Source organism: Citrobacter sp. RHBSTW-00029 (genome assembly GCF_014104295.1).
Classification (GTDB): Bacteria; Pseudomonadota; Gammaproteobacteria; order Enterobacterales; family Enterobacteriaceae; genus Citrobacter; species Citrobacter youngae.
Window position 1 is genome coordinate 3615658 of record NZ_JABXRT010000001.1, and the last position, 26975, is coordinate 3642632.

The 26975-nt window shown below is 53.6% G+C and carries 27 protein-coding genes; 7 read left to right on the plus strand and 20 right to left on the minus strand.

Going from position 1 to position 26975, the window contains the following annotated elements:
• Nucleotides 1-217 precede the first annotated feature (217 nt).
• Nucleotides 218-2356, plus strand: coding sequence for an anaerobic ribonucleoside-triphosphate reductase (gene nrdD / locus HV041_RS17545; RefSeq protein WP_003844922.1), 2139 nt, complete (start codon nucleotides 218-220; stop codon nucleotides 2354-2356).
• 184 nt (nucleotides 2357-2540) lie between these two features.
• Nucleotides 2541-3005 carry an anaerobic ribonucleoside-triphosphate reductase-activating protein gene (gene nrdG / locus HV041_RS17550; RefSeq protein WP_003839580.1) on the plus strand — a complete coding sequence of 155 codons (465 nt, stop codon included), beginning with the start codon at nucleotides 2541-2543 and terminating at the stop codon, nucleotides 3003-3005.
• Between the two features lie 3 nt (nucleotides 3006-3008).
• Here the strand turns inward: nrdG and HV041_RS17555 are convergent, their stop codons facing one another.
• From HV041_RS17555 to pmbA, 13 genes are all read right to left on the minus strand, one after another.
• On the minus strand, nucleotides 3009-3293 hold the full coding sequence (locus HV041_RS17555) for a type II toxin-antitoxin system RelE/ParE family toxin (protein WP_003839578.1): 285 nt from the start codon (nucleotides 3291-3293) through the stop codon (nucleotides 3009-3011).
• Nucleotides 3283-3525, minus strand: a complete 243-nt coding sequence (locus tag HV041_RS17560) for a type II toxin-antitoxin system RelB/DinJ family antitoxin (protein ID WP_003839576.1) — start codon at nucleotides 3523-3525, stop codon at nucleotides 3283-3285. The genes HV041_RS17555 and HV041_RS17560 overlap by 11 nt, the downstream gene beginning before the upstream one ends.
• Before the next feature lie 77 nt (nucleotides 3526-3602).
• On the minus strand, nucleotides 3603-5516 hold the full coding sequence (locus tag HV041_RS17565; RefSeq protein WP_121585393.1) for a BglG family transcription antiterminator: 1914 nt from the start codon (nucleotides 5514-5516) through the stop codon (nucleotides 3603-3605).
• A gap of 21 nt (nucleotides 5517-5537) precedes the next feature.
• Nucleotides 5538-6278 carry a KDGP aldolase family protein gene (locus HV041_RS17570; protein WP_121585392.1) on the minus strand — a complete coding sequence of 247 codons (741 nt, stop codon included), beginning with the start codon at nucleotides 6276-6278 and terminating at the stop codon, nucleotides 5538-5540.
• Nucleotides 6275-7393, minus strand: a complete 1119-nt coding sequence (locus tag HV041_RS17575; protein ID WP_061067122.1) for a DgaE family pyridoxal phosphate-dependent ammonia lyase — start codon at nucleotides 7391-7393, stop codon at nucleotides 6275-6277. Before HV041_RS17575 ends, HV041_RS17570 begins: the two co-directional genes overlap by 4 nt.
• Nucleotides 7377-8510 (minus strand): amidohydrolase/deacetylase family metallohydrolase, encoded by a 1134-nt coding sequence (locus tag HV041_RS17580; protein ID WP_121585391.1) that lies wholly within the window; start codon nucleotides 8508-8510, stop codon nucleotides 7377-7379. The genes HV041_RS17575 and HV041_RS17580 overlap by 17 nt, the downstream gene beginning before the upstream one ends.
• A 58-nt stretch (nucleotides 8511-8568) precedes the next feature.
• A complete protein-coding gene (locus HV041_RS17585; RefSeq protein ID WP_003830379.1) occupies nucleotides 8569-9213 on the minus strand; it encodes a DUF4310 family protein in 645 nt (214 codons plus the stop codon).
• Between the two features lie 11 nt (nucleotides 9214-9224).
• The gene (locus HV041_RS17590; protein ID WP_005134210.1) at nucleotides 9225-10001 is read right to left on the minus strand and encodes a DUF4311 domain-containing protein; all 777 of its coding nucleotides are present in this window, start codon (nucleotides 9999-10001) and stop codon (nucleotides 9225-9227) included.
• Between the two features lie 22 nt (nucleotides 10002-10023).
• Complete coding sequence (locus HV041_RS17595; RefSeq protein WP_038636649.1) at nucleotides 10024-10323, minus strand: DUF4312 family protein; 300 nt, start codon at nucleotides 10321-10323, stop codon at nucleotides 10024-10026.
• A gap of 2 nt (nucleotides 10324-10325) precedes the next feature.
• Complete coding sequence (locus tag HV041_RS17600) at nucleotides 10326-10688, minus strand: SFCGS family glycine-rich protein (RefSeq protein ID WP_003830384.1); 363 nt, start codon at nucleotides 10686-10688, stop codon at nucleotides 10326-10328.
• Nucleotides 10689-10698: 10 nt separating this feature from the next.
• Nucleotides 10699-11007 carry a glycine dehydrogenase gene (locus HV041_RS17605; RefSeq protein ID WP_048212850.1) on the minus strand — a complete coding sequence of 103 codons (309 nt, stop codon included), beginning with the start codon at nucleotides 11005-11007 and terminating at the stop codon, nucleotides 10699-10701.
• 330 nt (nucleotides 11008-11337) lie between these two features.
• Entirely contained in the window at nucleotides 11338-11724 is a 387-nt protein-coding gene (cybC, locus tag HV041_RS17610; RefSeq protein ID WP_121585390.1) for a cytochrome b562, read from the minus strand.
• 46 nt (nucleotides 11725-11770) lie between these two features.
• Nucleotides 11771-13123 (minus strand): metalloprotease PmbA, encoded by a 1353-nt coding sequence (gene pmbA / locus HV041_RS17615; protein ID WP_003830385.1) that lies wholly within the window; start codon nucleotides 13121-13123, stop codon nucleotides 11771-11773.
• A 95-nt stretch (nucleotides 13124-13218) separates the two neighbouring features.
• Between pmbA and yjgA the strand changes: the two genes are divergently transcribed.
• Nucleotides 13219-13770, plus strand: a complete 552-nt coding sequence (gene yjgA / locus HV041_RS17620) for a ribosome biogenesis factor YjgA (RefSeq protein ID WP_008786039.1) — start codon at nucleotides 13219-13221, stop codon at nucleotides 13768-13770.
• A gap of 99 nt (nucleotides 13771-13869) precedes the next feature.
• On the opposite strand, the gene mpl is transcribed toward yjgA, so the two are convergent.
• On the minus strand, nucleotides 13870-15255 hold the full coding sequence (gene mpl / locus HV041_RS17625) for a UDP-N-acetylmuramate:L-alanyl-gamma-D-glutamyl-meso-diaminopimelate ligase (protein WP_121585389.1): 1386 nt from the start codon (nucleotides 15253-15255) through the stop codon (nucleotides 13870-13872).
• Between the two features lie 175 nt (nucleotides 15256-15430).
• Here mpl and fbp point away from each other — a divergent pair, with 175 nt between their 5' ends.
• A complete protein-coding gene (fbp, locus tag HV041_RS17630; protein ID WP_048212854.1) occupies nucleotides 15431-16429 on the plus strand; it encodes a class 1 fructose-bisphosphatase in 999 nt (332 codons plus the stop codon).
• 110 nt (nucleotides 16430-16539) lie between these two features.
• Here the strand turns inward: fbp and HV041_RS17635 are convergent, their stop codons facing one another.
• From HV041_RS17635 to ytfQ, 5 genes are all read right to left on the minus strand, one after another.
• On the minus strand, nucleotides 16540-17652 hold the full coding sequence (locus HV041_RS17635) for a methyl-accepting chemotaxis protein (RefSeq protein WP_116361057.1): 1113 nt from the start codon (nucleotides 17650-17652) through the stop codon (nucleotides 16540-16542).
• Between the two features lie 103 nt (nucleotides 17653-17755).
• A complete protein-coding gene (gene yjfF / locus HV041_RS17640; protein WP_101742929.1) occupies nucleotides 17756-18757 on the minus strand; it encodes a galactofuranose ABC transporter, permease protein YjfF in 1002 nt (333 codons plus the stop codon).
• Nucleotides 18744-19766, minus strand: a complete 1023-nt coding sequence (gene ytfT / locus HV041_RS17645; RefSeq protein WP_153070221.1) for a galactofuranose ABC transporter, ATP-binding protein YtfT — start codon at nucleotides 19764-19766, stop codon at nucleotides 18744-18746. The genes yjfF and ytfT overlap by 14 nt, the downstream gene beginning before the upstream one ends.
• 13 nt (nucleotides 19767-19779) lie before the next feature.
• Entirely contained in the window at nucleotides 19780-21282 is a 1503-nt protein-coding gene (gene ytfR, locus HV041_RS17650; protein ID WP_048212855.1) for a galactofuranose ABC transporter, ATP-binding protein YtfR, read from the minus strand.
• A gap of 121 nt (nucleotides 21283-21403) precedes the next feature.
• Nucleotides 21404-22360: a galactofuranose ABC transporter substrate-binding protein YtfQ gene (gene ytfQ / locus HV041_RS17655; RefSeq protein ID WP_048212856.1), complete on the minus strand. Its 957-nt coding sequence runs from the start codon at nucleotides 22358-22360 to the stop codon at nucleotides 21404-21406.
• A 309-nt stretch (nucleotides 22361-22669) separates the two neighbouring features.
• On the opposite strand from ytfQ, the gene ppa reads away from it, so the two are divergent.
• From ppa to HV041_RS17670, 3 genes are all read left to right on the plus strand, one after another.
• Nucleotides 22670-23197, plus strand: a complete 528-nt coding sequence (gene ppa / locus HV041_RS17660) for an inorganic diphosphatase (protein ID WP_048212857.1) — start codon at nucleotides 22670-22672, stop codon at nucleotides 23195-23197.
• A 209-nt stretch (nucleotides 23198-23406) separates the two neighbouring features.
• Entirely contained in the window at nucleotides 23407-24477 is a 1071-nt protein-coding gene (locus HV041_RS17665) for a YncE family protein (protein WP_121585388.1), read from the plus strand.
• An 85-nt stretch (nucleotides 24478-24562) separates the two neighbouring features.
• Nucleotides 24563-26572 (plus strand): TonB-dependent receptor, encoded by a 2010-nt coding sequence (locus tag HV041_RS17670; protein WP_121585387.1) that lies wholly within the window; start codon nucleotides 24563-24565, stop codon nucleotides 26570-26572.
• Between the two features lie 56 nt (nucleotides 26573-26628).
• On the opposite strand, the gene HV041_RS17675 is transcribed toward HV041_RS17670, so the two are convergent.
• The gene (locus HV041_RS17675; protein WP_048212859.1) at nucleotides 26629-26973 is read right to left on the minus strand and encodes a gamma-glutamylcyclotransferase; all 345 of its coding nucleotides are present in this window, start codon (nucleotides 26971-26973) and stop codon (nucleotides 26629-26631) included.
• Nucleotides 26974-26975 lie beyond the last annotated feature (2 nt).

Below are 26975 nucleotides of genomic sequence, written 5' to 3' on the forward strand. Positions count from 1 at the left end.
GATGCAAATCACTACATATAGAACTTAAAATGCACGCCGACCCAATATGTTGTATTAATCGACTACAATTGCTACAACTACAGTGCACCGCTTTACGGTGGAATTGTGGATAAAGTGGGTCAGGATTGCGGGAAGTCATTGGCCTGATAGATGAATAAACCCATAACCGCTTCCCCAACCTCTGTGGATAACCTGTTCTTATAAATATGGAGTGATCATGACACCGCATGTGATGAAACGAGATGGCTGTAAAGTGCCGTTTAAATCAGAGCGCATCAAAGAAGCCATTCTGCGTGCAGCTAAAGCAGCGGGAGTCGATGACGCAGATTACTGTGCCACCGTCGCAGAAGTCGTTAGCAGTCAGATGAATGAGCGCAGCCAGGTCGATATCAACGAGATCCAGACCGCGGTAGAAAACCAACTGATGTCTGGTCCGTACAAACAACTCGCCCGTGCGTACATCGAATATCGCCACGACCGTGATATCCAGCGTGAAAAACGTGGTCGTCTGAACCAGGAAATTCGTGGTCTGGTTGAGCAAACCAACTCTGCTCTGCTGAATGAAAATGCCAACAAAGACAGCAAAGTGATCCCGACCCAGCGTGACCTGCTGGCCGGTATCGTCGCCAAACATTATGCGCGTCAGCACCTGCTGCCGCGTGATGTCGTCCAGGCGCACGAGCGTGGTGATATTCACTATCACGATCTCGACTACTCTCCGTTCTTCCCAATGTTTAACTGCATGCTGATCGACCTGAAAGGCATGCTGACGCAGGGCTTTAAGATGGGTAACGCGGAGATTGAGCCGCCAAAATCCATCTCCACCGCGACGGCCGTCACCGCGCAAATTATCGCGCAGGTTGCCAGCCATATTTATGGCGGTACCACCATTAACCGTATTGACGAAGTTCTCGCACCATTCGTGACCGAGAGCTTTAACAAGCATCGCAAAACCGCTGAAGAGTGGCAGATCCCGGATGCCGACGGCTATGCGCATTCCCGTACCGAGAAAGAGTGCTACGACGCATTCCAGTCCCTCGAGTATGAAGTGAATACCCTGCATACCGCTAACGGTCAGACGCCGTTCGTCACCTTCGGTTTTGGCCTGGGAACCAGTTGGGAATCGCGTTTGATCCAGCAGTCCATTCTGCGTAACCGCATTGCGGGTCTCGGTAAAAATCGTAAAACTGCCGTGTTCCCGAAACTGGTGTTCGCCATTCGCGACGGCCTGAACCACAAGTTTGGCGATCCGAACTACGACATCAAACAGCTGGCGTTGGAGTGCGCGAGCAAGCGTATGTATCCGGACATCCTGAACTACGATCAGGTGGTTAAAGTGACCGGTTCGTTCAAAACGCCGATGGGCTGCCGTAGCTTCCTCGGCGTGTGGGAAAACGAGAACGGCGAACAGATTCACGACGGGCGTAACAACCTCGGCGTTATCAGCCTCAACCTGCCGCGTATCGCGCTGGAAGCCCACGGCGATGAAGCCACCTTCTGGAAACTGCTCGACGATCGACTGGTGCTGGCACGTAAAGCGCTGATGACCCGTATTGCGCGTCTGGAAGGCGTGAAAGCTCGCGTGGCGCCAATCCTGTATATGGAAGGTGCCTGCGGCGTGCGTCTGAAAGCGGACGATGACGTGTCTGAAATCTTTAAAAATGGACGCGCGTCTATCTCGCTGGGTTACATCGGCATTCACGAAACCATTAACGCGCTGTTTGGTGACAAACATCTGTACGACAGCGAGCAGCTTCGCGCCAAAGCTATCGCCATTGTCGAACGCCTGCGTCAGGCAGTCGATCAGTGGAAAGACGAGACCGGCTACGGCTTCAGCCTGTACAGCACACCAAGTGAAAACCTGTGCGATCGTTTCTGCCGTCTGGATACCGCCGAGTTTGGTGTGGTGCCAGGCGTGACCGATAAAGGTTACTACACCAACAGCTTCCACCTCGACGTGGAGAAAAAGGTTAACCCGTACGACAAGATCGATTTCGAAGCGCCATACCCGCCGCTGGCGAGTGGAGGCTTCATTTGCTACGGCGAATACCCGAATATTCAACACAACCTGAAAGCACTGGAAGACGTCTGGGATTACAGCTATCAGCACGTGCCGTATTACGGGACCAACACGCCAATTGATGAATGCTACGAGTGCGGCTTTACCGGTGAGTTCGAGTGCACCAGCAAAGGCTTTACCTGCCCGAAATGTGGTAACCACGACGCCGCGCGCGTGTCGGTCACCCGCCGCGTCTGCGGTTATTTAGGCAGCCCGGACGCCCGTCCGTTTAACGCCGGTAAGCAGGAAGAAGTGAAGCGCCGCGTTAAGCATTTGGGTAATGGGCAGATAGGTTAATTTCGACAGTATTATTGCCCGGCAATGCGATGCTTTTCGGGCCATTTTTTCCGCAACGCAATTCACGTCATAGCAAGGCAGCAAATGAGTGGGTCCCGGGGAGCTTACATAAGTAAGTGACTCGGGCGCACGAATGCAGCTAACGCAGCTATGGCGCGAATTGATAAGCGGATGAGAAGCGAAAATGAACTTTCACCAATACTATCCCGTCGACATCGTTAACGGCCCCGGCACCCGCTGCACGCTGTTTGTGTCCGGGTGCGTGCATGAATGTCCCGGTTGCTATAACAAAAGCACCTGGCGGCTCAATTCCGGCGAGCCATTTACCAAAGAGATGGAAGACAAGATCATTGCCGATCTGAACGATACGCGAATCAAGCGTCAGGGGATCTCGCTCTCCGGTGGCGATCCGCTACATCCGCAAAACGTGCCGGAAATCCTGCAACTAGTGCAGCGCGTTCGCGCTGAGTGCCCCGGCAAAGATATCTGGGTGTGGACCGGCTACAAGCTCGATGAACTCAACGCCGCGCAAATGCAGGTGGTCGATCTCATCAACGTACTGGTCGATGGCAAATACGTGCAGGATCTCAAAGACCCGGCGCTAATCTGGCGCGGCAGCAGCAACCAGGTCGTACATCATTTGCGTTGATCGCTAAAGCCGTTTGTTTGCATCGAGATAAACGGCCGAATGTTCTCGCTTGCCGACCGCGACAACAAACACGGTCACAACCTCATCCCGAACCTGGTACACCAGACGATAGCCGGACGATTTAAGCTTAATTTTATAGCAATCTGGAAGACCGTTTAAACGGGCAGAGTCAATTCTGGGGTTCAACAACACGTCGGCCAACTTCTTCTTAAACTGAGCCTTCACCGTATCACCCAGTTTATGCCACTCTTTTAAGGCTCTCGGGTCGAATTCCAGTTCATAAGTCATCCAGACTAACCTTGATTCCTTTTTGCGGGCTGGCCAGCCTCTCCCGGACTGTCTGAATCAGTGTATCTTCGCTGTCGCTAACGGTGACGGTTTTCACTGGCATGCGCCCCGTTTCCGCGACGTACTGAAACAGTAATCGCACAGCTTCCGTTGGAGTAATGTTCAGTTTTTCCAGCACGGCATAAGCCTCATTTTTGAGTTTGTCATCCAGACGGACGTTCAGCGTGGCCATTATGCCTCCAGTAGAATCGAATGTGTAATGCAGTTTAGCATTACATACGCATTACATCGAATTCTGGATAACGCCTCTCAAAAACGACTGACACACTCCATGGCGACGGTTTTGAACTCGGTGAAATTCCGGCATGCGCAGAGCCGCGTCATGGCGCGTTCACGCAGGAAGGTGACGAAAATATCGTAGATCGCCATCGCTTCTTCGTACTCGCTTTTACTAATGGCGAGCAGGAAGATCACGTGCGCGGTTTCATCGCCCCAGGCAATACCCTGCGGGGCGAGGATGGTGTAGACCACCGTTTTCTTTGCCAGCAGACCGAGGGCGTGCGGCAGCGCGATGCCATCACCCAGCATAGTGCTGACGATGGCCTCACGTTCAACCACCGAATCAAGAAACTCCGCGTCGACAAAACCTTCATCCTGCAACTGATGGCATAACGTTTTGAACAGCGTCTGCTGATCCATGGTGCCGTCGATCACGCGAAAATGGGCGGCATCGAAAAATTTATTCAGCATCCACGGGCGGGTTCTGTCCACCAGCACCAGCTTGCCAATTTGCTCCAGTTGATAATCGGTCGGAAACGGCGCAATCATCGCCACGGGCTTATCTTTTTCACCGATCCGCGCGGTCGAGATAACAAAATCTTCGCTAATGCTTTCCCGCTGTTCGTAGTCGCGCAACGTGACGGTATCGACGATTTCAATCTGCGGATACTTACGCGCCAGCACCGCTTCAATCATCCGCGCCATCGCATTTCCAGCATCGCATACCAGCAGAACTTTCGGTTGCCTCTGGTAACCGATGTTGTAACTACGTTCCAGCCCCACGCCAATATGCAGGACCAGAAAGCCAATCTCATTTTCACTGATGGTATACGGCGTATATTTCCCCCATCCCGAGACGGCGGCCAGCGTCATATCCCATGCCATCGGGTAGTGCTGTTTAATATTTTCCAGCAACGGATTAGGGATCATTATCTGGTAACGCACGCGGGTGATCATCGTCTTAATATGCGTCAGCAGATCGGCATGCAACTGTTTGTCATTCAACAGGTTGTAGTTGTATTGAGTATTGATAAAACGCAGGATGTAATTAACCAGCGCTTCGTCATCATCCGCATTGATGGCGCTGGGGGCGATCTCTTGAACCTGACGGGCGGCGATGTGCACCTGTAGCCAATTCTCTTCGAAAACAGAAAGCGGTTTGTCTGCCAGCCGGTGCAGGACCGCAGCAATCTCACGCGCGGCCAGGCACACCGCCTGTTCAGTTTCTTCAGCAGCAAACTCCGGCAATGGATACCCTTCACTAATCCGCCGTATCGCCACCGCGCAGTACAAGCGTAAAAACAGCTCGCCCTCGTCGGTCAAACGAATATGAAAACGAGCAAAAATATCCTGTAAAACGGGCTGTAGCTGCTCAGGGAGCCCGGCATTCAGCGCCTCCTGCATCACTAACGGGTGCTGCGGATCCTGCTGTGCCAGCGTCCACAACAGATCGGTCAAACAGGCGCGGATCGCCATCTCGCTGCCAAACAGCTTCATGCCGTGACGGGGACGCGTTTCCAGCGTCAGATGATAACGTTGCAGATGCTCACGCACCTCAGCCATATCGTTTTGCAGCGTCGCGCGGCTGATAAACCATTCATCAGCCAAATCTTCAAGCTTTAGCGAAAAGGCCGACGTCAGAAAACGGACCACCAACCAGTGTATCCGCTCCTGGCTGGTTCGCGGGATGCGCAGCAACGTTTCAGGCTGCTGCGTTTGCAGAGAGTGATAACTTGCCGGGTCGTCAATTTTGAGCTGATAACCGCTGCCCCGGCTGAGGACAAACTGCGCGCCGTACTGATTAAGCAGCGCGTTTAGCGCAGTGATATCCGCCCGTACGGTGCGTGTAGAAACCGACAACCGCTGCGCCAGCTCATCCTGTGGAAGCGCTTCGTTTTGCAACATATCAAACAGCTGTGCTAAACGTTGGTTGGGGAATCGCACGTCAGTCTCCTCATCTGTCAGTTAGCATATGCAAGCCCGGGTCATCGCCATCAGCTGGCGCACGTCGTCCGGGCGGGTGTTACCACTCACCTTATCAATAATCGAACTATAGATGTGAGGAATGATTTTGCTCACTCCGGCATCCAGGGCGATCTGCAGGATTTCAGTAAAATTATCCAGATCGATACCCCCGGTAGGCTCCAGCCAGAAGTCATGCCGGGCACAGGCCTGCGCGACGGCGATGTACTCGTCACGGCATTTCAGGCCGCCCATCGGGAAGTATTTAATCGAGCTACCGCCCATATCTTTGAGCAGCGCAATCGCGGTTTCTACCGGCACAATGCCGTCCGGCGTCTGGCTGCTCAGCGGACCGGTGGAGATTTTCACCATCCCCGGCGTACCCGTTGGCGAGACCAGACCGTTGACTACCGTCTCCTGCTGGCCCAACAGCGCCCGACTGGTCGCCACGCCGGTAAAGACCTGATTAACATGCTGCGGCTGTACCTGACGGGAGATCTCACTGACCATCGCCGACTGGTTTGGATCGCCCGCCCCCAACCCCACTGAAAGCGCATTGTCGATAAGCGCTGCGTATTCACGCATATCCGCGACCGCGCTTGCGACATCCGGGTAATTTTTTGACAACACGCCGACCAGCACGTGTCCTTCCGCCGCCGCGTAAATATCCCGCGCATTTTCTTTAGAGCCTGCCAGCACGTTCAGGCAGACGCGGTCGCGATAAAAGTTAGGGGTCAGTTTCATGCGTTTTTCTCCTGCGAAATCACTTCACCAATTCGACGGGCCACAATTTCCAGCTGCGCGCGATCCACGCTGCGCACATCGGCTTCGATAATGCCTTCGTTGGCTTTGTACCCACGGAAGTAAATCGCGTACTCGCCGTGTTTCAGGGCTTCAACCAGTTCGCCCGTGGCGATACCAGTTACCGCTTCGTCAAACTTAATTTCGGTACGGGCGATGTCGCGCCCTGCGCTGTCCCACACCACGCGGGCGCTGACGCCATTAAAGGAATTTAGCGCATTAATGAACGGCGTCATTTTCTCGACCATCTCCGCACCGCTCTCTTTCTGCGCGTTCAGATACAGTTCGATAGCGCAGGTCAGGCCAAGAATCCCCTCTTTGCCCACCTTCATCGCCCGGCCGATCCCCGCCGTCTGGCGTTTCACCCACTCAACATACTGGGTTTTGCCAATCACCAGTCCACTGGTTGGCCCTTCAATCGCCTTTGCGCCGCTATAAATCACCAGATCCGCACCAAGGCGGTAGTAGCACTGCAAATCTTCTTCCGCCGCCGCATCCACGATCAGCGGCAGGTTATGCGTGCGCGCCACCACCGCGGCCTGCTCCACGCTGAGCATGCTTTTCTGTACGCAGTGGTGAGATTTGATATACAGAATCGCCGCCGTGCGCGGTGTAATGGCTGCCGCCAGCTGTGCCGCGGAACATTCATTGGCATAGCCCGCTTCCACCAGCTTGCCGCCGCCGAGCGCCACCATAGTGCCTACCGGTGCGCCAAAGTTGACGTTGTGGCCTCTGGGCAGCACGATTTCGTTGTTCTCGATGGGCGTAACGTGCAGATTTTCCAGCAGCCAGTCGCTGTCTTTCACCAGCACCGCAGCCACCGACTGGGCGATTCCAGCCGATGCGCAGGAGACGACGGTCGCCCCTTCCACTTCCAGCAATTTCGCGATGTAGTCGCCGGTTTTATTGACCAGATCTTTCATTTCGAAGTACTGATTCATCCCCGCCATCGCCGCTTCAACCACTTCTGGTCGCGGCGTGGAAACGCCGAGCGCCGTCATGCGGCCTGATGTGTTAATCACCTGTTTTAAATTGTATTTCTCAAAAATCGAAGGCATGTTCCGCGCTCCCTTGTTCGGTCATATAGCCCTTGCCCGCACGTATTGCGGCAAGCGGCACCAGCATTTGTTCAGCCTGCAGGCTGTCGTTTTCAGCATCTACCAGCACGGTTGGCTGGCGCTTAAGCGTAAAGAGGGTTAAATCGGCATCCAGACCAGGCTGCAGTCGCCCTTTCTGTTTCAGGCGCAGGCCGTCAGCGGCATTGGCGGTCACGCACTCAATGACCTGTGGGAGCGACATCCCCATGGCGAGAAATTTCGACATCACATTCGCCAGGGAATACACCGGACCGCTGATACGGTTGCGGCAATAAATATCGGAGCTGATGGTGTGCGGCAAAATACCAAGATCGATAGCGCGTTTTGCCACCGCAAAGCTCAGGCTGGCCGTACCGTGACCCACGTCCAGACGCACGCCGCGTTGCAGCGCCCGCGTGACAGATGCGCGCAGCTCGCCCTGCGGCGTCAGAATACGGTTTGGTTTACCGTTGTAGCAGTGGGTAATAATATCGCCTGCGCTCAGGCGCTCGGCGATCTCATCGAGATTCGGCGGGTTGTTGCCAATGTGCACCATCAGCGGCAGGTCGCCGTTCTCTGTTTGCATCGCTTTGGCACGATCCAGCGGCGTGATGCCGTTTTCACCTACCACGCTGCTGCTCATGCGTGCCTTCAGGCCGACAATAAAATCAGGGTGGCGTTTCACCGCCTGGCGCACCGCATCGGCGTCAATATTGGCCATGTTAGACAGCTCGTTCTGGGCGATAAGCCCAACGCGGGAGATGTTCAGCAGCGCATACACTTCCGTCGCCGCGTCTCGGGTCAGGGTGTAAAAATCGTCGATATCATCCGCCCCGGTACTGCCCGCATCCACCACCGTGGTAACGCCAGTCGCAATACCGACGCTGTCCGGCTGGTCGTGATAAATCGGGGATTTCGGGTAACAGTGAACGTGGGAATCAATCCAGCCTGCGCTGACGTAGCACTCGCCGCCGAGCTCAATAGTTTTCAGCGCCGGACCATCAACGTTGCCCAACGCCGCGATCTTGCCATCTTTCAGCGCAATATCGCTCACCGTATCGTCAACGAGGCGCGCACCGCGCAGGAGTAAATCAAACATCGCTCTCTCCTTTGCCGGATGGCGGCGTAACCGCCTTATCCGGCCTACAAATCAACAGTTAGCTAATGGCAATAGGGAAGATGGAACCGAGGATCATTGCCCCAAGGATCGCCCCGCCGGTGATCGGTTTTTGCCACAGATAAAACAGCAGCGCACCCGCCAGAGAACCAATTCCGATAGGAATAGAAGCCGTCATCGCGCTGAGGATAATCAACGGTCCGAGGAAGCGACCGGAGGCGTTACCGGCCCCCATCATGACGTCCGCTCCGTAAGTTGAATCGCTCTGGTTGATGGTGAACTTACGCGCCAGAATGATGATGTAGCCAATCGCCAGGCCAATCACCAGGCCGGTGACCAAAGAGGCGGCAAAGTTGGCGACCGGGAAGATAATGCCCGCGCCCAGCAGCAGCGCCGGAACACCTAACCCGACCCCGGTCTGAATCGCGCCACCGATATCCAGAATCCCCACCAGGGAACCTTCAATGATGCGGGCAAACAGGAAACTTGCGCCAAATGCCGCCACCGCCCCGTAGGAGCCGGTGTCCATTCCCGCCTTTAGCATCGCCACAAAAGCGACTTCGTTAAATGCGCCGATACCGTACAGGTAGTACATATGCGTTCCGGCAAATACGCCAGAGGAGAGCAGGCCCACGAAGATCGGGAACGACCAGTCAGCGAACCAAAAACCTTTATTCTGTTCCATGATGACCTCCGTTATTTGCCGCTGAGCGAGTTGTGGATAAGTTCCAACCAGTTCGGCACGGTCAGATGGAAGGACTCGATCATCTTCATGTCGAAGCCGCGGAAGAAGCCGCTCAGGACAAACAGTGCGACGATAGCCACCATCATGACTTTGGTAACGTGGTTCCAGCCGCTTTCTTCAACACCTTTGCCGATCAGAATACCAAGGACCAGACCCGGAACGGCGTTGCCCATGATCAGCTGCGCCGCGCCGCCAAAAACGGTGGCCCAGAAGCCTGATTTCTTACCGGCATCGATCGCCGCCAGCCAGAAGATCACCGGCATCACGGTATTAACCAGCAGGTTAGCCGCAGGCACCAGCACCTTGACGGCGGTAACCTGCAGCGCTTCCGGTACGGATGACGCGGTGAGGTTCAGGAAGGTCACGACAATCATCCCGATAACGCCGCAGGCAATTGCCATGCGTTTGGGATCGTGTAGCGTTTCACCAACGTTGCGGTTTTTAACCATCAGCGCGGCGGCACCCCAGTTGGGAATGATGCGATGGTCGACGTCCTGCGTGAACGCCCCCGCCGCAACGGAAGAAGCCCAGGCGTTAAAGAAGAAGCCCAGGCCGAACGAGAAGTGAGAAGCCGGATCCCCTTCGCAGGAATTCAGTTCTCCCAGAGTACGAAACGCGCCCATCCCTTGAGTGGTAGGCGCATGAAACATGCGTGCAGCCCCAGCGCCGACACCGACGCCAACCAGGCCACCAATGATGAGCGATTTTATTAATATTATCAGGAACATATTTATGCCTTTTAATAAAGAATCAGCGTTGCGTAACGAAATCCACCTTGTCGAGATTGATGGCAGTCACGTTGACGGTCACATCCAGCTCCACGCTGAAGGTGCGTCTTTCCCGGCGCAGAAAGAGGAATAAAAACGCCTCTTTACGCACCGTTTCACGCGCTTGAACAACCTGCACATCCTGTGGCTCAATACGCAGTAAGATATGCGGCGACGCTTTCATCACCGCAGCCTGAACGTGGTTCAGGGCATCGGCAAAGGCGCGCGCTTTGGCCTCGCCCTTGCCAGTGACTCTCACCGTGGTGGTGAATTGCTCTTTCATACTTAAGCGCCGTGTTTCTTTTGCCAGGCCTGCACCAGGCGTTCACCGAGCTCTTCTTTATCCATAAAACCGAATCCCAGCACGTTGCAACCTTCGTTGATGGCCGTTACGCCTTCATCAACCGAGCGCATGCCATATTTCGCCTTGTAGCCGTATTTGGTCTGTGCGGTAATCGCCCCTGCCCCGCCACTGCCGCAAAACGAGATACCAAAGGTGGCGTTTTCCGCTTTCATTACGTCACCCAGCTTCATGTCAGCCGCCACGCCCGGTACCACAACCGCACGGCCACCCGCTTTCTCAACGCCTGCCGCCACTTTCTGGCCTTTACCCAGACGATCGCCAATCACTACGGTAATCTGTTCCATCTTTTGCTCCTTAAAGGTTGTCTTTCGCGACTTCGAAGTGCACCGACAGCAGCCAGGCTTCTTCCTCGGGAAGATTGCCAAACTCGGCGACCACGTCGCGGGCAAGCGCCATTGATTCGGCAGAAATTTCATCAAATAAGCTGGCATCGACTTCTGGTAAGGGTTCACCCGTTATCGAGCGGTGCGCCATGGCGCGAACATGCGACGTCAGCATCTGTTCCTGTACGGCGTTGGGAATAATGTGGCGTTCACGCAGCAAGGCATATACCTGCGCCAGCATGCGGTCGGCCAGTTCCACCGATTCCCCCATGTCATTCATTACAGCTCCGTTATTCACTCGTCTTACCCCACTAATGGCTCTGAGGGTAAATTAGCGGTGGGGGTTAAAAGTTTGTAGCGAGTTGTTTTCCACTTCGAAGTGGAAAGGGGGTCAGCGATAGTGATCTGTGCCGCAAAATGGGTCGGGTTCACGATTTATCACTGGAAGAATGTGATTGAGATCGCAAGAGTGAGCCGCAAATTGGAAGGAAGTGCGAACAATGAATGGACGATAAAAATGAAAAAATGTGATGGGTATAGCGTTTACTTATGGGGTGTTGTGGCACAGCGTCTTATCCGGCCCACGGTTATGCAGGCCGGATAGCGTAGATTAGCGGAACTTCTTGTGGTTTTCGTTGCGCGTGGTTTTCAGGTCTTCCGCAACGGCTTTCGCCTCTTTGACTTTACCTTCGTTCGCCAGCTTAAGCGCGCCATCAATCTGGCCGATCAGCGTGTCAAAACCGTGGCGGAAATCCTTCATCTCCGGGCTGTCCGGGGATTTGCTTTCCAGCTTCGGCGGCGTGGCCTTTTGAGCATCCAGCGCGGCTGCACGCATTTTGGTTAACGCATCTTTCAGTTCAGTCGCATTATCCGTTTTTTCGACGATCTTCAGGTTGTCGTTGAGGATCCCCATGTCGTCTTCAAGATCGGCTGCAAACGCAGAAGAACCAAGAACCAGCGTTGAAGCCGCGACGATCGCTAACAGGTGTTTACGCATTGCTCACTTCCTTTTTTATTATTAAAAATTAACGCCTTAACGAGTATCATTGCCCGGCGATTTTCATCTCCGGTAACAATACCGAACCACACTGGATATTACTGCGCGTTTCAATATCGTTCCCCACGGTCACAATATTGCGCCACATCTCTTTTAAGTTCCCGGCGATGGTAATTTCACTCACCGGATACTGAATTTCGCCGTTTTCGACCCAGAAACCCGCCGCGCCGCGCGAGTAATCGCCGGTAATGCCGCTTACGCCCTGGCCCATCAGCTCGGTAACCACAAGGCCTGTGCCCATCTCCTTGAGCAACTGCTCGAAGCTTAGACCCTGTCCCGGAATTCGCCAGTTGTGGATCCCGCCCGCATGCCCGGTGCTCTTCAGCCCCAGCTTACGCGCAGAGTAGTTGGTCAGCAGCCACTGAGTCAGCACGCCATCTTTAATGATGTCACGGCGTTCAGTCCGTACCCCTTCACTGTCGAATGGCGACGACGCCAGCCCTTTCAGCAGGTGCGGATGCTCTTCAATAGTCAGCCATTCCGGCAGAATTTGTTTGCCCAGCGAATCCAGCAGGAAGGTGGATTTGCGATATACCGAGCCACCGGCGATCGCGCCGACCAGGTGTCCGAACAGTCCGGTCGCCACTTCGTTGGCGAAAATCACCGGTGCTTTCATGGTGGACAGCTTACGCGGCGACAAACGAGATAAGGTGCGGCGAGCACAGTCAGCCCCTACCCACTCCGGCGTTTGCAGATCGCCCATCGCCCGGCCAATGGTGTAGGCGTAATCGCGTTCCATATCGCCATTTTCTTCCGCGATCACACAGCTGGAAAGGGAATGACGCGTGGAGCAGTAGCCCTGCAGCATGCCGTGGCTGTTACCAAACACTTTGATGCCATAGTGGCTGTTAAAGCTGCCGCCTTCGGTATTGGTGATACGCTTATCAGCCTGCAGCGCCGCCTGTTCAGCACGAGCAGCCAGTTCGATGGCTTCATCAGGGGAAACTTCCGCCGGGTGGAACAGGTCCAGATCGGGCGCATCAAAGGCCAGCAGTTCTTTATCTGCCACGCCTGCGCACGGATCCGGCGAAGTGTAACGTGCAATGTCCAGCGCAGCCTGCACGGTGCGTGCAATTGCCTGCGGGCTTAAATCGGTGGACGATGCGCTGCCCTTACGGTTCTGGTGATAAACCGTAATCCCCAGTGCACCATCGCTATTGAATTCGACGTTCTCCACTTCACCATAACGGGTGCTGACGCTAATACCCGTGGTCTTGCTTACAGCGACTTCCGCGCCATCCGACTTACCTGACGCTAATTCCAGTGCCGTCGAGACTGCTTCTTCCAGAATCTTACGCTGCGCTTCAACTTGTGAGATTACTTTCATCGCAAATGCCATAATGTAGAGAGAGTTTCTCTGAAGTCTAACAGAGAACCGTTTTTCAGTGCGCATCTTAACTGGTAACATTAGCCTCTTTTTTTAAGGAGCCTGACATGACTAAGCAGCCCGAAGACTGGCTCGACGACGTTCCCGGTGATGACATCGAAGACGAAGACGATGAAATTATCTGGGTCAGTAAAAGTGAAATAAAACGTGACGCCGAGGAGTTAAAACACCTGGGTGTGGAACTGGTAAAACTGGGGAAAAACGCGCTGGATAAAATCCCGCTCGATGCGGATTTACGTGCCGCGATTGAGCTGGCCCAGCGTATTAAGATGGAAGGTCGCCGCCGCCAGCTGCAGCTGATTGGCAAAATGTTGCGCCAGCGCGATGTTGATCCTATCCGTCAGGCGCTGGACAAGCTGAAAAACCGTCACAACCAACAGGTCGTTGTCTTCCATAAGCTGGAGCAACTGCGTGACCGTATGGTTGACGGTAGCGATGAAGCCATCGAAGAAGTAATGAATCTGTGGCCTGACGCCGACCGTCAGCAACTGCGTTCGCTGGTGCGTAACGCCAGGAAAGAAAAAGCGGGCAACAAGCCGCCAAAATCTTCCCGTCAGATCTTCCAGTATCTGCGTGAACTGGCGGAAAACGAAGCCTAACCTCTTCGTCTGCCGAAAGTGCCGGATGGCGGTGCAACCACCTTATCCGGCCTACAATCCGTTGTAGGCCCGGTAAGCGTAGCGCCACCGGGCATTTTTTTACTCTTGCTCTTGCGCTTCCGCCTGAGCTTTCTTCGCCAGACCATCCAGCAGTTTTTGATGAATACCACCAAATCCGCCGTTACTCATCACCAGAATGTGATCGCCTGGCTGCGCGGTTTTCACCACCATATCTGCCAGGGCATCCACATCACCACTCCAGTGCGCCGGCTGAACGCAGGCTTCAGCAACTTCTGCTACCTGCCACGGAATATGCGGGGGTTGCAGCAGGAACACTTCGTCCGCACGGCCTAACGACGGCGCCAGATCATCTTTGCACAGTCCCATTTTCATGGTGTTAGAGCGAGGCTCCAGCACCGCAATAATGCGTGCCGTACCGCCAACTTTCCCGCGCAGCGCCGCAAGCGTTGCCAGAATCGCGGTTGGATGATGGGCAAAATCGTCATACACCGTCACGCCGTGCGCTTCACCACGCAGTTCAAGACGACGGCGGGCGTTAATGAACGAGCCTAGCGCATTGGCTGCATCCGCAGGCACGACGCCCACGTGACGGGCTGCCGCAATCGCCATCAGGCCATTGTGCATGTTGTGTTCGCCGACCAGACCCCACTTAACTTCACCCACTTTTTCACCGTCCAGCCACACTTCCCACTCGGAAGCATCGGTAGTGAGCTTTTTCGCCTGCCAGTGACCCTGCTCGCCCACCAGCTCCTGTTCGCTCCAGCAGCCCATCGCCATCGTCTGTTTCAGATTGATGTCGTTTTCCGGGTAGATGATGCGTCCCTGGCCCGGCACGATACGCACCAGATGGTGGAACTGTTTCTGGATCGCTTTCAGATCGTCAAAGATATCTGCGTGATCGAACTCAAGGTTATTGAGGATCAGCGTGCGCGGGCAGTAATGCACGAATTTAGAACGCTTATCGAAGAACGCGCAGTCGTACTCGTCCGCTTCAATCACGAAGAAGTCGCTTTCGCCCAGGCGCGCGGAAACCTCAAAGTTGCCCGGTACGCCGCCGATCACAAAGCCAGGCTTATAGCCGCAGGCTTCGAGGATCCAGGTCGCCATTCCGGCGGTGGTGGTTTTTCCGTGCGTACCCGCAACCGCCAGTACCCAGCGATCGCGCAATACAAAGTCATGCAGCCACTGCGGGCCAGACATGTACGGAATGTTCTTTTCCAGCACCGCTTCCACGCACGGATTACCACGGGTCATGGCATTGCCGATGATCACTAAGTCCGGCTGCGGGTCGAGCTGGCTGGCATCGTAACCCTGAATCAGATCAATGCCTTGCTTCTCAAGTAAGGTACTCATCGGCGGATACACATTGGCGTCCGAACCGGTTACTTCATGACCGAGCGAGCGCGCCAGCATCGCCAGACCGCCCATGAAAGTGCCACAAATTCCCAAAATATGAATGCGCATACGTCACTATCCTTTTTTAATCTGGGGGCCATTTTACGCACATGTCTGGCAACTGAGAAACGCATTTCAGGATATTCCGTAGTTTGCTGGCGCGATTCACCTGAGCGCGATAGCTGAAATATTTGTTAATATTGTTGCGGTCGCTTTACTCCACATAAATTGCAGGGAAAGTGTTATGAAAACGTTAGGTGAATTTATTGTCGAAAAGCAGCACGAGTTTTCTCATGCTACCGGTGAACTCACTGCTTTGTTGTCGGCAATAAAGCTGGGCGCCAAGATCATCCACCGCGATATCAATAAGGCCGGTCTGGTCGATATCCTGGGTGCCAGCGGTGCAGAGAACGTGCAGGGAGAGGTGCAACAAAAACTCGATCTGTTCGCAAACGAAAAACTGAAAGCTGCACTGAAGGCACGCGACATCGTGGCGGGAATTGCCTCAGAAGAAGAAGATGAAATCGTCGTCTTTGAAGGCTGTGAACACGCAAAATACGTTGTGCTAATGGATCCGCTGGATGGCTCATCCAACATCGATGTTAACGTCTCTGTCGGTACGATTTTCTCTATTTATCGCCGCGTAACCCCCGTCGGCACGCCAGTCACGGAAGAGGATTTCCTGCAGCCGGGCAACAAGCAAGTTGCTGCGGGCTACGTGGTTTATGGTTCTTCCACCATGCTGGTGTACACCACCGGCTGTGGCGTGCACGCCTTCACCTACGATCCTTCTCTGGGCGTATTCTGCCTCAGCCAGGAACGTATGCGCTTCCCGGCGAAAGGTAGCACGTACTCCATTAACGAAGGCAACTACATTAAATTCCCGAATGGCGTGAAGAAATACATTAAATTCTGTCAGGAAGAAGATAAGTCAACCCAGCGCCCGTACACTTCGCGCTACATTGGCTCTCTGGTTGCCGATTTCCATCGCAATCTGCTGAAAGGCGGGATCTATCTGTACCCAAGCACCGCCAGCCACCCGCAAGGGAAACTGCGTCTGCTGTACGAATGCAACCCAATGGCCCTGCTGGCTGAGCAAGCCGGCGGCAAGGCGAGCGACGGTAAAAATCGTATTCTGGATATCATCCCGGAAAGCCTGCACCAACGCCGCTCCTTCTTCGTGGGTAACGACCATATGGTTGACGATGTAGAGCGCTTTATCCGCGAGTTCCCGGACGCATAAGCGCAACATCCGGCCTACAGCACGTTGCAGGCCGGATAAGCGAAGTACCATCCGGCACAATGCTGTGATATTGCCGGATGGCGGCTTCGCCTTATCAGGCCTACGTTCGGTTAGGCTGTCTGTAGCTTAAATACGGCCATGGCTTCGATTAGCGCTGAAGACTGCTCTTCCAGCGAGCGGGTAGCCGCTGAAGACTGCTGTACCAGCGCCGCATTTTGCTGCGCCGTTTCATCCATCTGAATCACCGCAATATTCACCTGCTCAATGCCGCGACTCTGTTCCTGGGACGCACTGGCAATTTCACGCATCAGTTTGGTCATACGCATGACCTCGGTCGCAATCTCATCCATGGTTTCACCCGCCTGCTGCGCCAGTTCACTTCCCTCACCCACATGCGTATGGGAATCGCTGATCAATGTACGGATCTCTTTTGCCGCCTCGGCGCTCCGGCTGGCCAGATTACGTACTTCCCCTGCTACCACCGCAAAACCACGGCCTTGCTCACCCGCGCGCGCCGCTTCAACGGAGGCGTTAAGCGCAAGGATATTGGTCTGGAAAGCAATACCGTCAATCACACTGAGGATATCGGCAATTCGGCTGGAGCTACCGGAAATATCGCGCATTTTTTCAATTACATAACACACCATCTCACTGCCCCTATCGGCGGTATCCGATACCGATTTTGCCAGCTGATGCGCCTGCTCCGCGTTCTGCGCATTCTGTTTCACGGTCGCGGTGAGTTCTTCCATACTGGCGGCGGTCTGTTCCAGCGACGTGGCGGTGGATTCTGTACGTTGTGCCAAATGCTGGTTACCTGCGCTCAATTCACGGCTGCCAACATCAATTTGCGAGCTGGCTTCACGCACACGCTGCACAGAATCACCCAACGCATGGCGCATTTCATCCATCGCAGCGTTAAGGCGGTTGAATTCAGCGCTGGCCGACAGCGTGGTAACAGGCGACAAATCCCCCGTCGCCAGGCGTTCCAGTTGCTCCACTATGCTATCCAGCGGCTTGAGAAACTTATTTCGCAGCATAAACCAAATGACCGCCAGCAACACAATGGCAGCCAACATGGCAGCACTCATAATACCGTGATAAACCAAAGAGTTAATAACGCGGGTAGCGGCATAAAGCCCCATGCCGCCGGTCAGCAACAGAAGAAACGTCAGCAGAGACAATAACACCAACAAACTTGATCGAATTGAAAGGGATTTTGGCATCGTTATATTTCCGGTTGTAGGGTTAAAACAGACCTGTACAGAACCTATCGACTACAACCGGAAAAAGTTTAGGTATTTAAATGTTTTGTGCAAAATCAGGATGTTACTTTGGTGTTGCCGCCGTACCCACTCGGGTAACCGGCGAGCTTTGACGATTTTCCCAAAGCACCGTCAGGCCGCGTTGTAACGCTATAAAAATAAACAATAAAATGCCAATCGCGATCTTCGTCCACCAGGAACTTAATGTGCCATCAAAATTAATGTAGGTCTGGATCAGCCCTTGGATCGCCACGCCAAATAGCGTACCCAACACCGTTCCCACGCCGCCGCTTAGCAGCGTTCCGCCAATCACCACTGAGGCAATCGCATCCAGCTCAACGCCAACGCCCGCCAGCGCATAACCCGCCTGGGTGTAAATGGAAAAGACAATGCCGGCCAGCGTAGCAAGCCCGGTAGACAGCATATAAATGCGGATCGTTGTGCTGCGAGTAGAAATGCCCATCAGGTTAGCAGAGGTGGCGTTGCCGCCAATGGCGTAAACCTGATTACCAAAGCGCGTACGGTGCGCAAGGAAGATGCCAATCACCACCACGCCCAGCATTAACAACCCCATCGCGCTCAGGCGACCGCCGCCAGGAATTTTCCATGCCAGACTGGAGAGCGTGTCATAAATCGGATGGTTAATTGGGATGGATTCTTCTGAAACCAGATAGCTGACGCCGCGCAGGAAGAACATTCCCGCCAGAGTGATAATAAATGCCGGGATCTTCAGCGCATCAATCAGTAGCCCCATAAACGCGCCAAACGCGCAGCCCATTGCCAGAATCAAAGGAAACGCCAGCAGTGGCGAAATCCCCCAGTAACCAATCGCCTTTGCTAAAAATACCCCCGTAAAGGCAATCACCGACCCGACGGAAAGATCAATCCCCCCGGAGAGAATGACGAAAGTCATGCCCACGGCAATAATCCCTAAAAAAGCGTTATCGGTCAGGATATTGCAAATCACCCGGGTGGAAGCAAAAGCCGGGAATTGCGTCAGGCAGTAAAGGTAGCCCAGCACAAACACGCCGAGGGTGATCATCAGCGGTAAATTACGTTTTATCATGACCGCGCACTCCTTTTATCAGGCTGATAAAGCGTTGTGACTGCACGACCAGCACGCACAACACCACGATGGCTTTGACCACCTGATTCAGTTCCGGCTGGAAGCCCGACAGCAAAATCCCGGTGTTCATCCCCTGAATGATCAACGCGCCAATTACCGATAGCAGCAGGTTAAAGCGCCCGCCCATCAGCGAGCCACCGCCAATAACCACCGCCAGGATGGCATCCAGCTCCAGCCATAATCCGGCGTTATTGGCATCTGCCCCACGAATATCCGCCGTGACGATAATACCGGCGATAGCCGCACACAGGCCGCTCAGCACATAAGTGAGCATCACAATGATGCGGGTATTCACCCCGGCGTTTTTCGCCGCACGAATGTTAATGCCCACCGCTTCAATGAACATGCCCAGCGCCGTTTTACGCGTTAGCAGCCAAAAGGCGACCAGCGTCAGCAGCGCGATAATCACCGGCGTGGGGAACAGTAACAGCGAGCCGCTGCCAAACCACGACAGCTCGGGCGAGTTGAAAGTGACGATCTGCCCGGAAGTGATAAGCTGCGCCACTCCACGCCCGGCCACCATCAGGATAAGTGTCGCAACAAACGGCTGGATCTTGAGGATTGCCACCAGAATCCCGTTCCACAACCCGGCCAGAATGCCGGAGCCTAAGGCGGCAAGCAGCACCACCGGCAAACTGTGCCCGGCCACCGTCATCGCCGCGGTGGTCGCTCCTGCAATAGCCATCACCGCGCCAACGGAAAGATCGATGCCGCCAGTGGCAATCACCAGCGTCATACCAATCGCCAGCAGCGCCACGGGAGCGGCACGGTTGAGAATATCAATCGGGCTACCAAACAGCCGACCATCCTGCAAAATCACCTGGTAGAAGTGCGGGGCGACCAGGCTATCCACCAGCAGCACCAGCAGTAACGCCACCAGTTGTGGCATCCCCTTTGGCCAACGGAACCGCCGTTTAGGCGGATTGGATTGAGGGAGAGATTGAGGCATCACCATAGTCTCCTTAGGCCGCAATGGCGTTCATGATCGCCGGTACGGACAGTTCAGCCAGTGGGATCTCGGCCACCTGTTTGCGATCGCGCATAATAATGACCCGATCGGCATAGCCCACTAACTCTTCCAGTTCGGATGAAATGACCAGCAGCGCCAGACCATCCGCGCACAGCGTTTCGATCAGTCGGATAATCTCCGCATGCGCGCCGACGTCGATCCCACGCGTGGGTTCATCGAGGATCAGGAACTGCGGTTTGGTCAGCAACCAGCGCGAGAGCAATACTTTTTGCTGATTGCCGCCGGAGAGAAACTCGATCGGCTGTTCAGCGTTGGGGGTGCGAATTCCGAGCTGGCGGATAAAACGCTCGGCAATCTCGTTTTGTTCTTTCCGTGGGATAGGCCGCAGCCAGCCACGCTGCGCCTGCAGGGCCAGAATGATATTTTCCCGTACCGAAGCCGCGGCGATGATGCCATCCGTTTTGCGATCCTCCGGACAGAAGCCGATCCCCAGACACGAAGCCTGATGCGGCGATCGCAAGGTCTGCGGTTTGCCTTTGATCAGCGCACTGCCGCTGTCGGCGGGTTTAATGCCGAAGATCACCTCGGCCGTTTCCGTTCGCCCGGATCCCAGCAGTCCGGCGAGACCGACGATCTCGCCGGGACGCACCTGTAGATCAAACGGCGCGATGGTGCCTTTCTTGCCAAAGCCGCTAAAGGCCGCCACCGGCTTATCGCTCAGCAATGTGCGGCCCGCACGCTGTAGCGCATGGGTATCCAGTTCGCGACCCAGCATCATTTTGACCAGTTCAATTTGCGGTAATTCCCGGGTTTCACGGCAGCCAACGAAGCCGCCGTTACGCAGGACGGTGATACGATCGCTGACCTGATAAACCTGATCGAGAAAATGGGTGACGAAGATCAGGCTGACACCGCGATCGCGCAGATGACGCATCAGGCCGAACAGCATTTCAACTTCCTGGGTATCGAGGCTGGCGGTGGGTTCGTCGAGGATCAGCACTTTCGCGGAGAGATCTATTGCCCGACAGATGGCAACTATCTGCTGCATCGCCACGGAAAAGCGGTTCAGCGGCTCGCGGACGTCGAGGGAAAAACCGTATGACGCCATCAGCTCCGTGGCGCGTTTTTCCATCTGCTTACGCTGTAACAGGCCAAAACGCCGCGGCTCACGGCCAATAAATAAGTTATCGGCAACCGACATATTGGGCAGCAGGTTCACTTCCTGGTACACGGTGCCAATCCCCAGTTGCTGGGCATGGGCGGTGTTTTTGGGGGAGATCGGTTGGCCTTCGAGCCAGATAGTGCCGCGATCTGCATGGTAAACGCCGGTCAGCGCTTTGATGAGCGTCGATTTGCCGGCTCCGTTTTCCCCCAGCAGCGCCATAATCTCGCCCCGACGCAGACTGAAATCCACGTTATCCAGTGCTTTGACGCCGGGAAAAAATTTACTTAATCCTTCGGTGCGGAGGATCTCCTGATGTTGGTCGGTGGTCATGGTATTCCTCCGGAACGAAATCACGGCGTTTCGTAGGCCTGATAAGCGCAGCGCCATCAGGCAATAAATACCGGATGGCGGCGTAACGCCTTATCCGGCCTACGGAAGACCGACAGCAAAACTAGTAGCCCATGTTTTTCTTCTTCTCTAACTCTTCTTTCGCCGTATCCGGCAGATAGAGGATAGATTTGGTAATGGTCAGCTTCTCAGGCATCGTGCCGTCTTTTTTGAATTTCTCCAGCGCGTCGAATGCCGGCCCCGCCATATTTGGCGTCAGTTCGACGCTGGCGTTGGCTTCGCCATCAATCATCGCTTTATAGATATCCGGTACGCCGTCGATTGAACCGGTCAGAATATCTTTGCCCGGCTTCAGACCCGCTTCTTTGATCGCCTGGATAGCCCCGATCACCATGTCATCGTTGTGAGCGTAAACCATGCAGATGTTCTTGCCGTTGTTTTCAGCTTTGATAAAGCTCTCCATCACTTCTTTGCCTTTGCTGCGGGTGAAGTCCCCGGACTGAGAGCGAATAATTTTGATGTTTGGCGCGCTGGCGATGGCTTCGGCAAAACCTTTTTTACGGTCAATCGCCACGCTGGCCCCGACGGTCCCTTGCAGCTCAACGACGTTACACGGTTTGCCATTCACCTCTTTAATCAGCCAGTCGCCGATTAATTTACCTTCCAGCACGTTATTGGCGGTAACGGTGGTCATATAGAGAGATTTGTCTTTTACATCGATGGAACGATCGAGCAAAAAGACCGGAATGTTGGCATCTTTCGCTTCTTTTAACACCGGCTCCCAACCCGTTGCCACGACCGGCGCAATGAAGATGGCATCTACGCCCTGCGCAACAAATGAGCGTACGGCTTTAATCTGGTTTTCCTGTTTTTGCTGGCCGTCAGCGATTTTCAGCGTAATACCTCGCTTTTCGGCCTCGCTTTTCGCCACATTGGTTTCCGCCGCGCGCCAGCCGGATTCAGAGCCAACCTGCGAAAATCCTACGGTTAAAGGGGCTGCCAATGCCATAGACGACATGGCTGTCGAAACTGCTGTGACTAAAAGTAAGCGCTTCCACATAAGTGCGTCCTCGTAGGGGGATTATTGTTGGTTAATAAACAGTCGCGAAAAAACTATAGACAATTGAGCATGTAACGAATTGCGTTACATCACACTTCAAAAAAGTAAATAAAACGTTAATCACAACTTTGTAATCGCTTTCATATCACTATGAAAAATGCGGCTGAAGATATGGATTTTTCTGTCACAAAAGAGAAGGGAAAAGAAGAAAATGTGCGCCGCGAAATCGAAAACAAGCGGAGACATTCGGCGCGAGTTGGCTATAATACCCGCCACTTGTTTGCCATAGCTTATTTAAAGGAAACAGACATGAGCTTACTCAACGTCCCTGCCGGTAAAGATCTGCCGGAAGATATCTACGTTGTTATCGAGATCCCTGCAAACGCAGATCCGATCAAATACGAAGTTGACAAAGAGAGCGGCGCCCTGTTCGTTGACCGCTTCATGTCCACCGCGATGTTCTATCCGTGCAACTACGGTTACATCAACCACACCCTGTCTCTGGATGGTGATCCGGTAGACGTTCTGGTCCCGACTCCGTATCCGCTGGAGCCAGGTTCAGTGATCCGCTGCCGTCCGGTTGGCGTACTGAAAATGACCGACGAATCCGGCGAAGATGCAAAACTGGTTGCGGTACCGCACACCAAACTGAGCAAAGAATACGATCACATTAAAGATGTGACCGACCTGCCGGACCTGCTGAAGGCACAGATCACCCACTTCTTCGAGCACTACAAAGACCTCGAAGCAGGCAAATGGGTAAAAGTTGACGGTTGGGACAACGCTGAAGCCGCTAAAGCTGAAATCGTTGCTTCCTTCGAGCGCGCGAAGAAGTAAGTTCGCCTGCTCTGAAAACCCTGAACACCAGCCTCTGGTTAGTAAGGGTTTTTTTATGCCTGTGCTTTTCCTCCCTTTATTTTCCCGGTATCCCGCTGGTTTCTTTTTGACCTACCAGATTGGGTAGTCACATTTCATTTATCTTAATTGCGGATGAGATTAGATCTCATTATCATTCGCAGTATGTAAATAAATGTGAATAAAAGTCAATGAACCTCCACACTGTGAAGTCCCTGAAACACTATTCTTGTGTGGCGCTCGCCACAGCACTGTTATTTACCAGCCTGCCCAGCGTGGCGCAGACGCTACCTGAGAAAGATTTTCTGACCCACGACGTCGGGAACGGCGTGTATGAACTGGCGGTTGATAGTCAGCAGAACACGCTCTTTGCCGCCTCGTCTCCGTCATTTGATAAAGACAAAACCCGCGGGCTTATCTACAAACTCGATCTGGAAAAACTCACAACCACCGAAGTCATCGACACCAGCCGTCGTGCCTTTGCCACCGCGCTGGACGAAGAAAATCAGGTGCTATATGTGGGCAACACGCTGGAAGGTTCGGTAACGCTAATTGATACCCGCAGCGGTAAAGAGTTGGCGATACTGCAACTGAGCGAGACCAAAAATCCAAAGGAAATCGTCCATACGCGTGAAATGGTGCTCGATAAGCAGCATCACCGTCTGTACGTTTCCGGCGTGGCTGAAAAAGGCATTGTCTGGGTAGTGGATACGCAAAAGCGCGAAAAAATCGCCACCATTGAAAATATGGGTCAGTATCCGACCGGTATGGCGGTGGATGCAAATAAGAACCGCCTGTATGTGGTGAATGGCAGAAACGAGCTGATTACGCTGGACACCAGCAGCCACAAAATCATTAGCCGCTTTTCCATTGAACCCACTAAAAAACATTTCTTCCTGAATATTGCGCTGGATGCAAAAAATAACCGCGCGTTCCTGACCGATCCGGATTTAGCAGATGTTTTGGTTGTCGATATTAATACTGGCAAAGTTATTGCGCCAATTAAGGTCATTAACTCTTTGGCAGTTATATATAACGAAAAACGCCAGGAAGTGTATATCACCCACCGCAATGCAAAGCGCATCAGCATTGTGGACAGCAAGACTTATCAGGTAAAACAAAGCATTGAAACCACTGCGTTACCTAACAGTCTTGCACTTTCTCAGGACGCTAACACCTTGTATGTCAGCGTAAAACAGCCGGAAGAAATGATTGGCGTAAAGCCCGATTACGTGCTGAAAATCGATCTCTCTAAATATTAATAATTAAAAATGCTTCTTACACCTTGCAGCTTTTCCGGGTTGCAAGGTGATGCTTTTGTTTTTTACTTTTCAGGTGTCTTATATTATGAAAACGCGTCAACTTATTACGCTGACAGGGATCGTTGCATTCTCTGGCGGGGTTATTTTCCCCACTCAGGCAGAAGAACTCACCGAAACCTCACGCAATAATGAAGATGAAATGGTGATCACCGCATCCGGGTTCTCGCAGCAAAAGCGCGAAGCACCGGCCACCATTTCAGTTATCGATCGTAAAACGCTGGATATTCAGCCGGACCGTAGCATTGGTGAAGCGATTAAAAACCTTCCTGGCGTCTCGGTTACCAACAGCAGCGGCATGAATGCGGGCAGCATTATGATCCGCGGTATGGACCCGTCCTATACCGCTTTTATGGTCAACAGCGTCAAACAAAATACCGGTGAGTCACGCCCCTACGGCCATGATATCGGTACTGAAGCCAACTTCTTACCGCCAATGGAGGCCATTGAGCGTATCGAAGTTATCCGCGGGCCAATGTCCTCGCTGTACGGCTCAGATGCCATCGGCGGTGTGGTCAACGTGATTACCAAAAAACCGTATGGTGCAAAAGAGTGGACGACGGCAATTGCCGCCAATACCTGGCTTCAGGAACACCAGTATTTGGGTAATACCAGCCAGATGAATCTGTTTACCATGGGGCCGATTGTGCCAGATGTTCTCGGCCTTAGCGTAGCGGCTGACTGGCTCGACCGTCGCGATGACGATCGCAATGACTATTTCGGCAAACACAACCGTAAATCCGTTGATATGACGCTGGGCCTGGCCGCCAGCGAAAACAACCTGTTCGACCTCAACGTTGTCACCGGCGAGCAGGAGAAAAATCGCACTCAGAAACGCGGCGCGCCATGGTCATGGCTGTTCGATCGCAACGCCGCCACCCTGACACATACCGGCTGGTATGCAGATGACACCATCGCGACGACCAACTACATCAACTACGAAAAGGGCCGCTCAAAATACGTTTATGACGGTCAGTCCCCGCAGTATGTGCAGATGGAAAACTATGTCGCTAATTCGCAAACCACGTTTACACTCGACAACCATAAACTGACCATCGGGGCGAATTTTACCCGCGAAGAGTTAAATGACCGCTTTGATGTGGCTAACAAAACGCTGCCCGGCTCAGAGCCGGTAACCAAAATCAGCCGCAACGGCTGGGCGCTGTTTGCTGAAGATGGCTGGAGTATTGACGATTTCATCCTGACCACTTCGGCGCGTATGGATCAGGACGATAACTTTGGTACACATATTACGCCAAAAATGTACGGCAACTGGGCCTTCAGCGATGCCTGGGCGCTAAAGGGCGGTATTTCGGCAGGATATAAAAAACCGGAGCTACGCGCGACCTCCAGCAACTTCGTCACCCCTTACGGCTCAACCGTGCCTTATCCCTTCCTGACGGTAGGTAATGACGACCTGAAACCAGAGAAAAGCGTTAACTCTGAACTGGGCCTCTACTGGACGGGCGATGCGCTGGCGCTGGATAGCACGGTCTTCTATACCCAGTTCAAAGACAAAATCGCTGAACAAACCATTTGTGAAACCACGGCGACAAACCAGTGCTCGGTGAATGGCTACAAAGCAGATTCCGTCAGTAAATACTTTAACGTCAGTGAGGCAGACGTATACGGCATTGAGCTGAATGCCGACTGGCAAATTAGCGCCGACCTCAAAGCCAACGCTAACTACACCTGGAACCACAGCGAACAGAAAAGCGGCATAAACAAAGGCTACGCGCTCAACGATTATCCGCGTCATATGGCGAATCTGTCGCTGACCTGGGCGGCGACACAGAGTCTCGACGTGTGGAGTACGGTGAACTATCGCAGCAGTAACCGCAATAGTGGTAATAACTACAAGTACGATGACTACACAATGGTTGATGTGGGCGTACGTTATCAGCTCAATAAGCACACGCAGTTGATGGCAGGGGTCTACAACGTGCTGGATGAGGATCCGAAGCTGACTACCGCGTGGAATGAATCCGCGCAGGTGGAAGGCCGTCGCTATAATCTCGGCGCGCGCGTAGAGTTTTAAGCCTTAAATAAACAACGCCACCCGAAGGCGGCGTTGTTTATTCTCGTGGCGATATATCAGTACTGGTCTCGGTCTAACCAGTTACCGCTTTCAATCAGCGTTAATCCCTCGACTGAACGTTGGTACACGTACATCCATGCACTTCCGTACGGCGTCTGAATTAACTGGCGTGCATATTCGCCACCTCGCGTACGCAGAGCGTCAAGCTCTGCCAGCGTGGCGTTGTCAATACGATAAACTTCCCCGTGTACCGTTCCGTTCCCCGGAACTGCGCCTGGATAGTGGCCCAGGCTGTACAACTGGTAGTTGTCGATACTGAAATTTCCCAGCAACAGGGCATTGGTCATCCAGTGGCTGTTGCCTTGTTTGGTTCGTAAACTGCCGTAGACAAATATTCGCATTG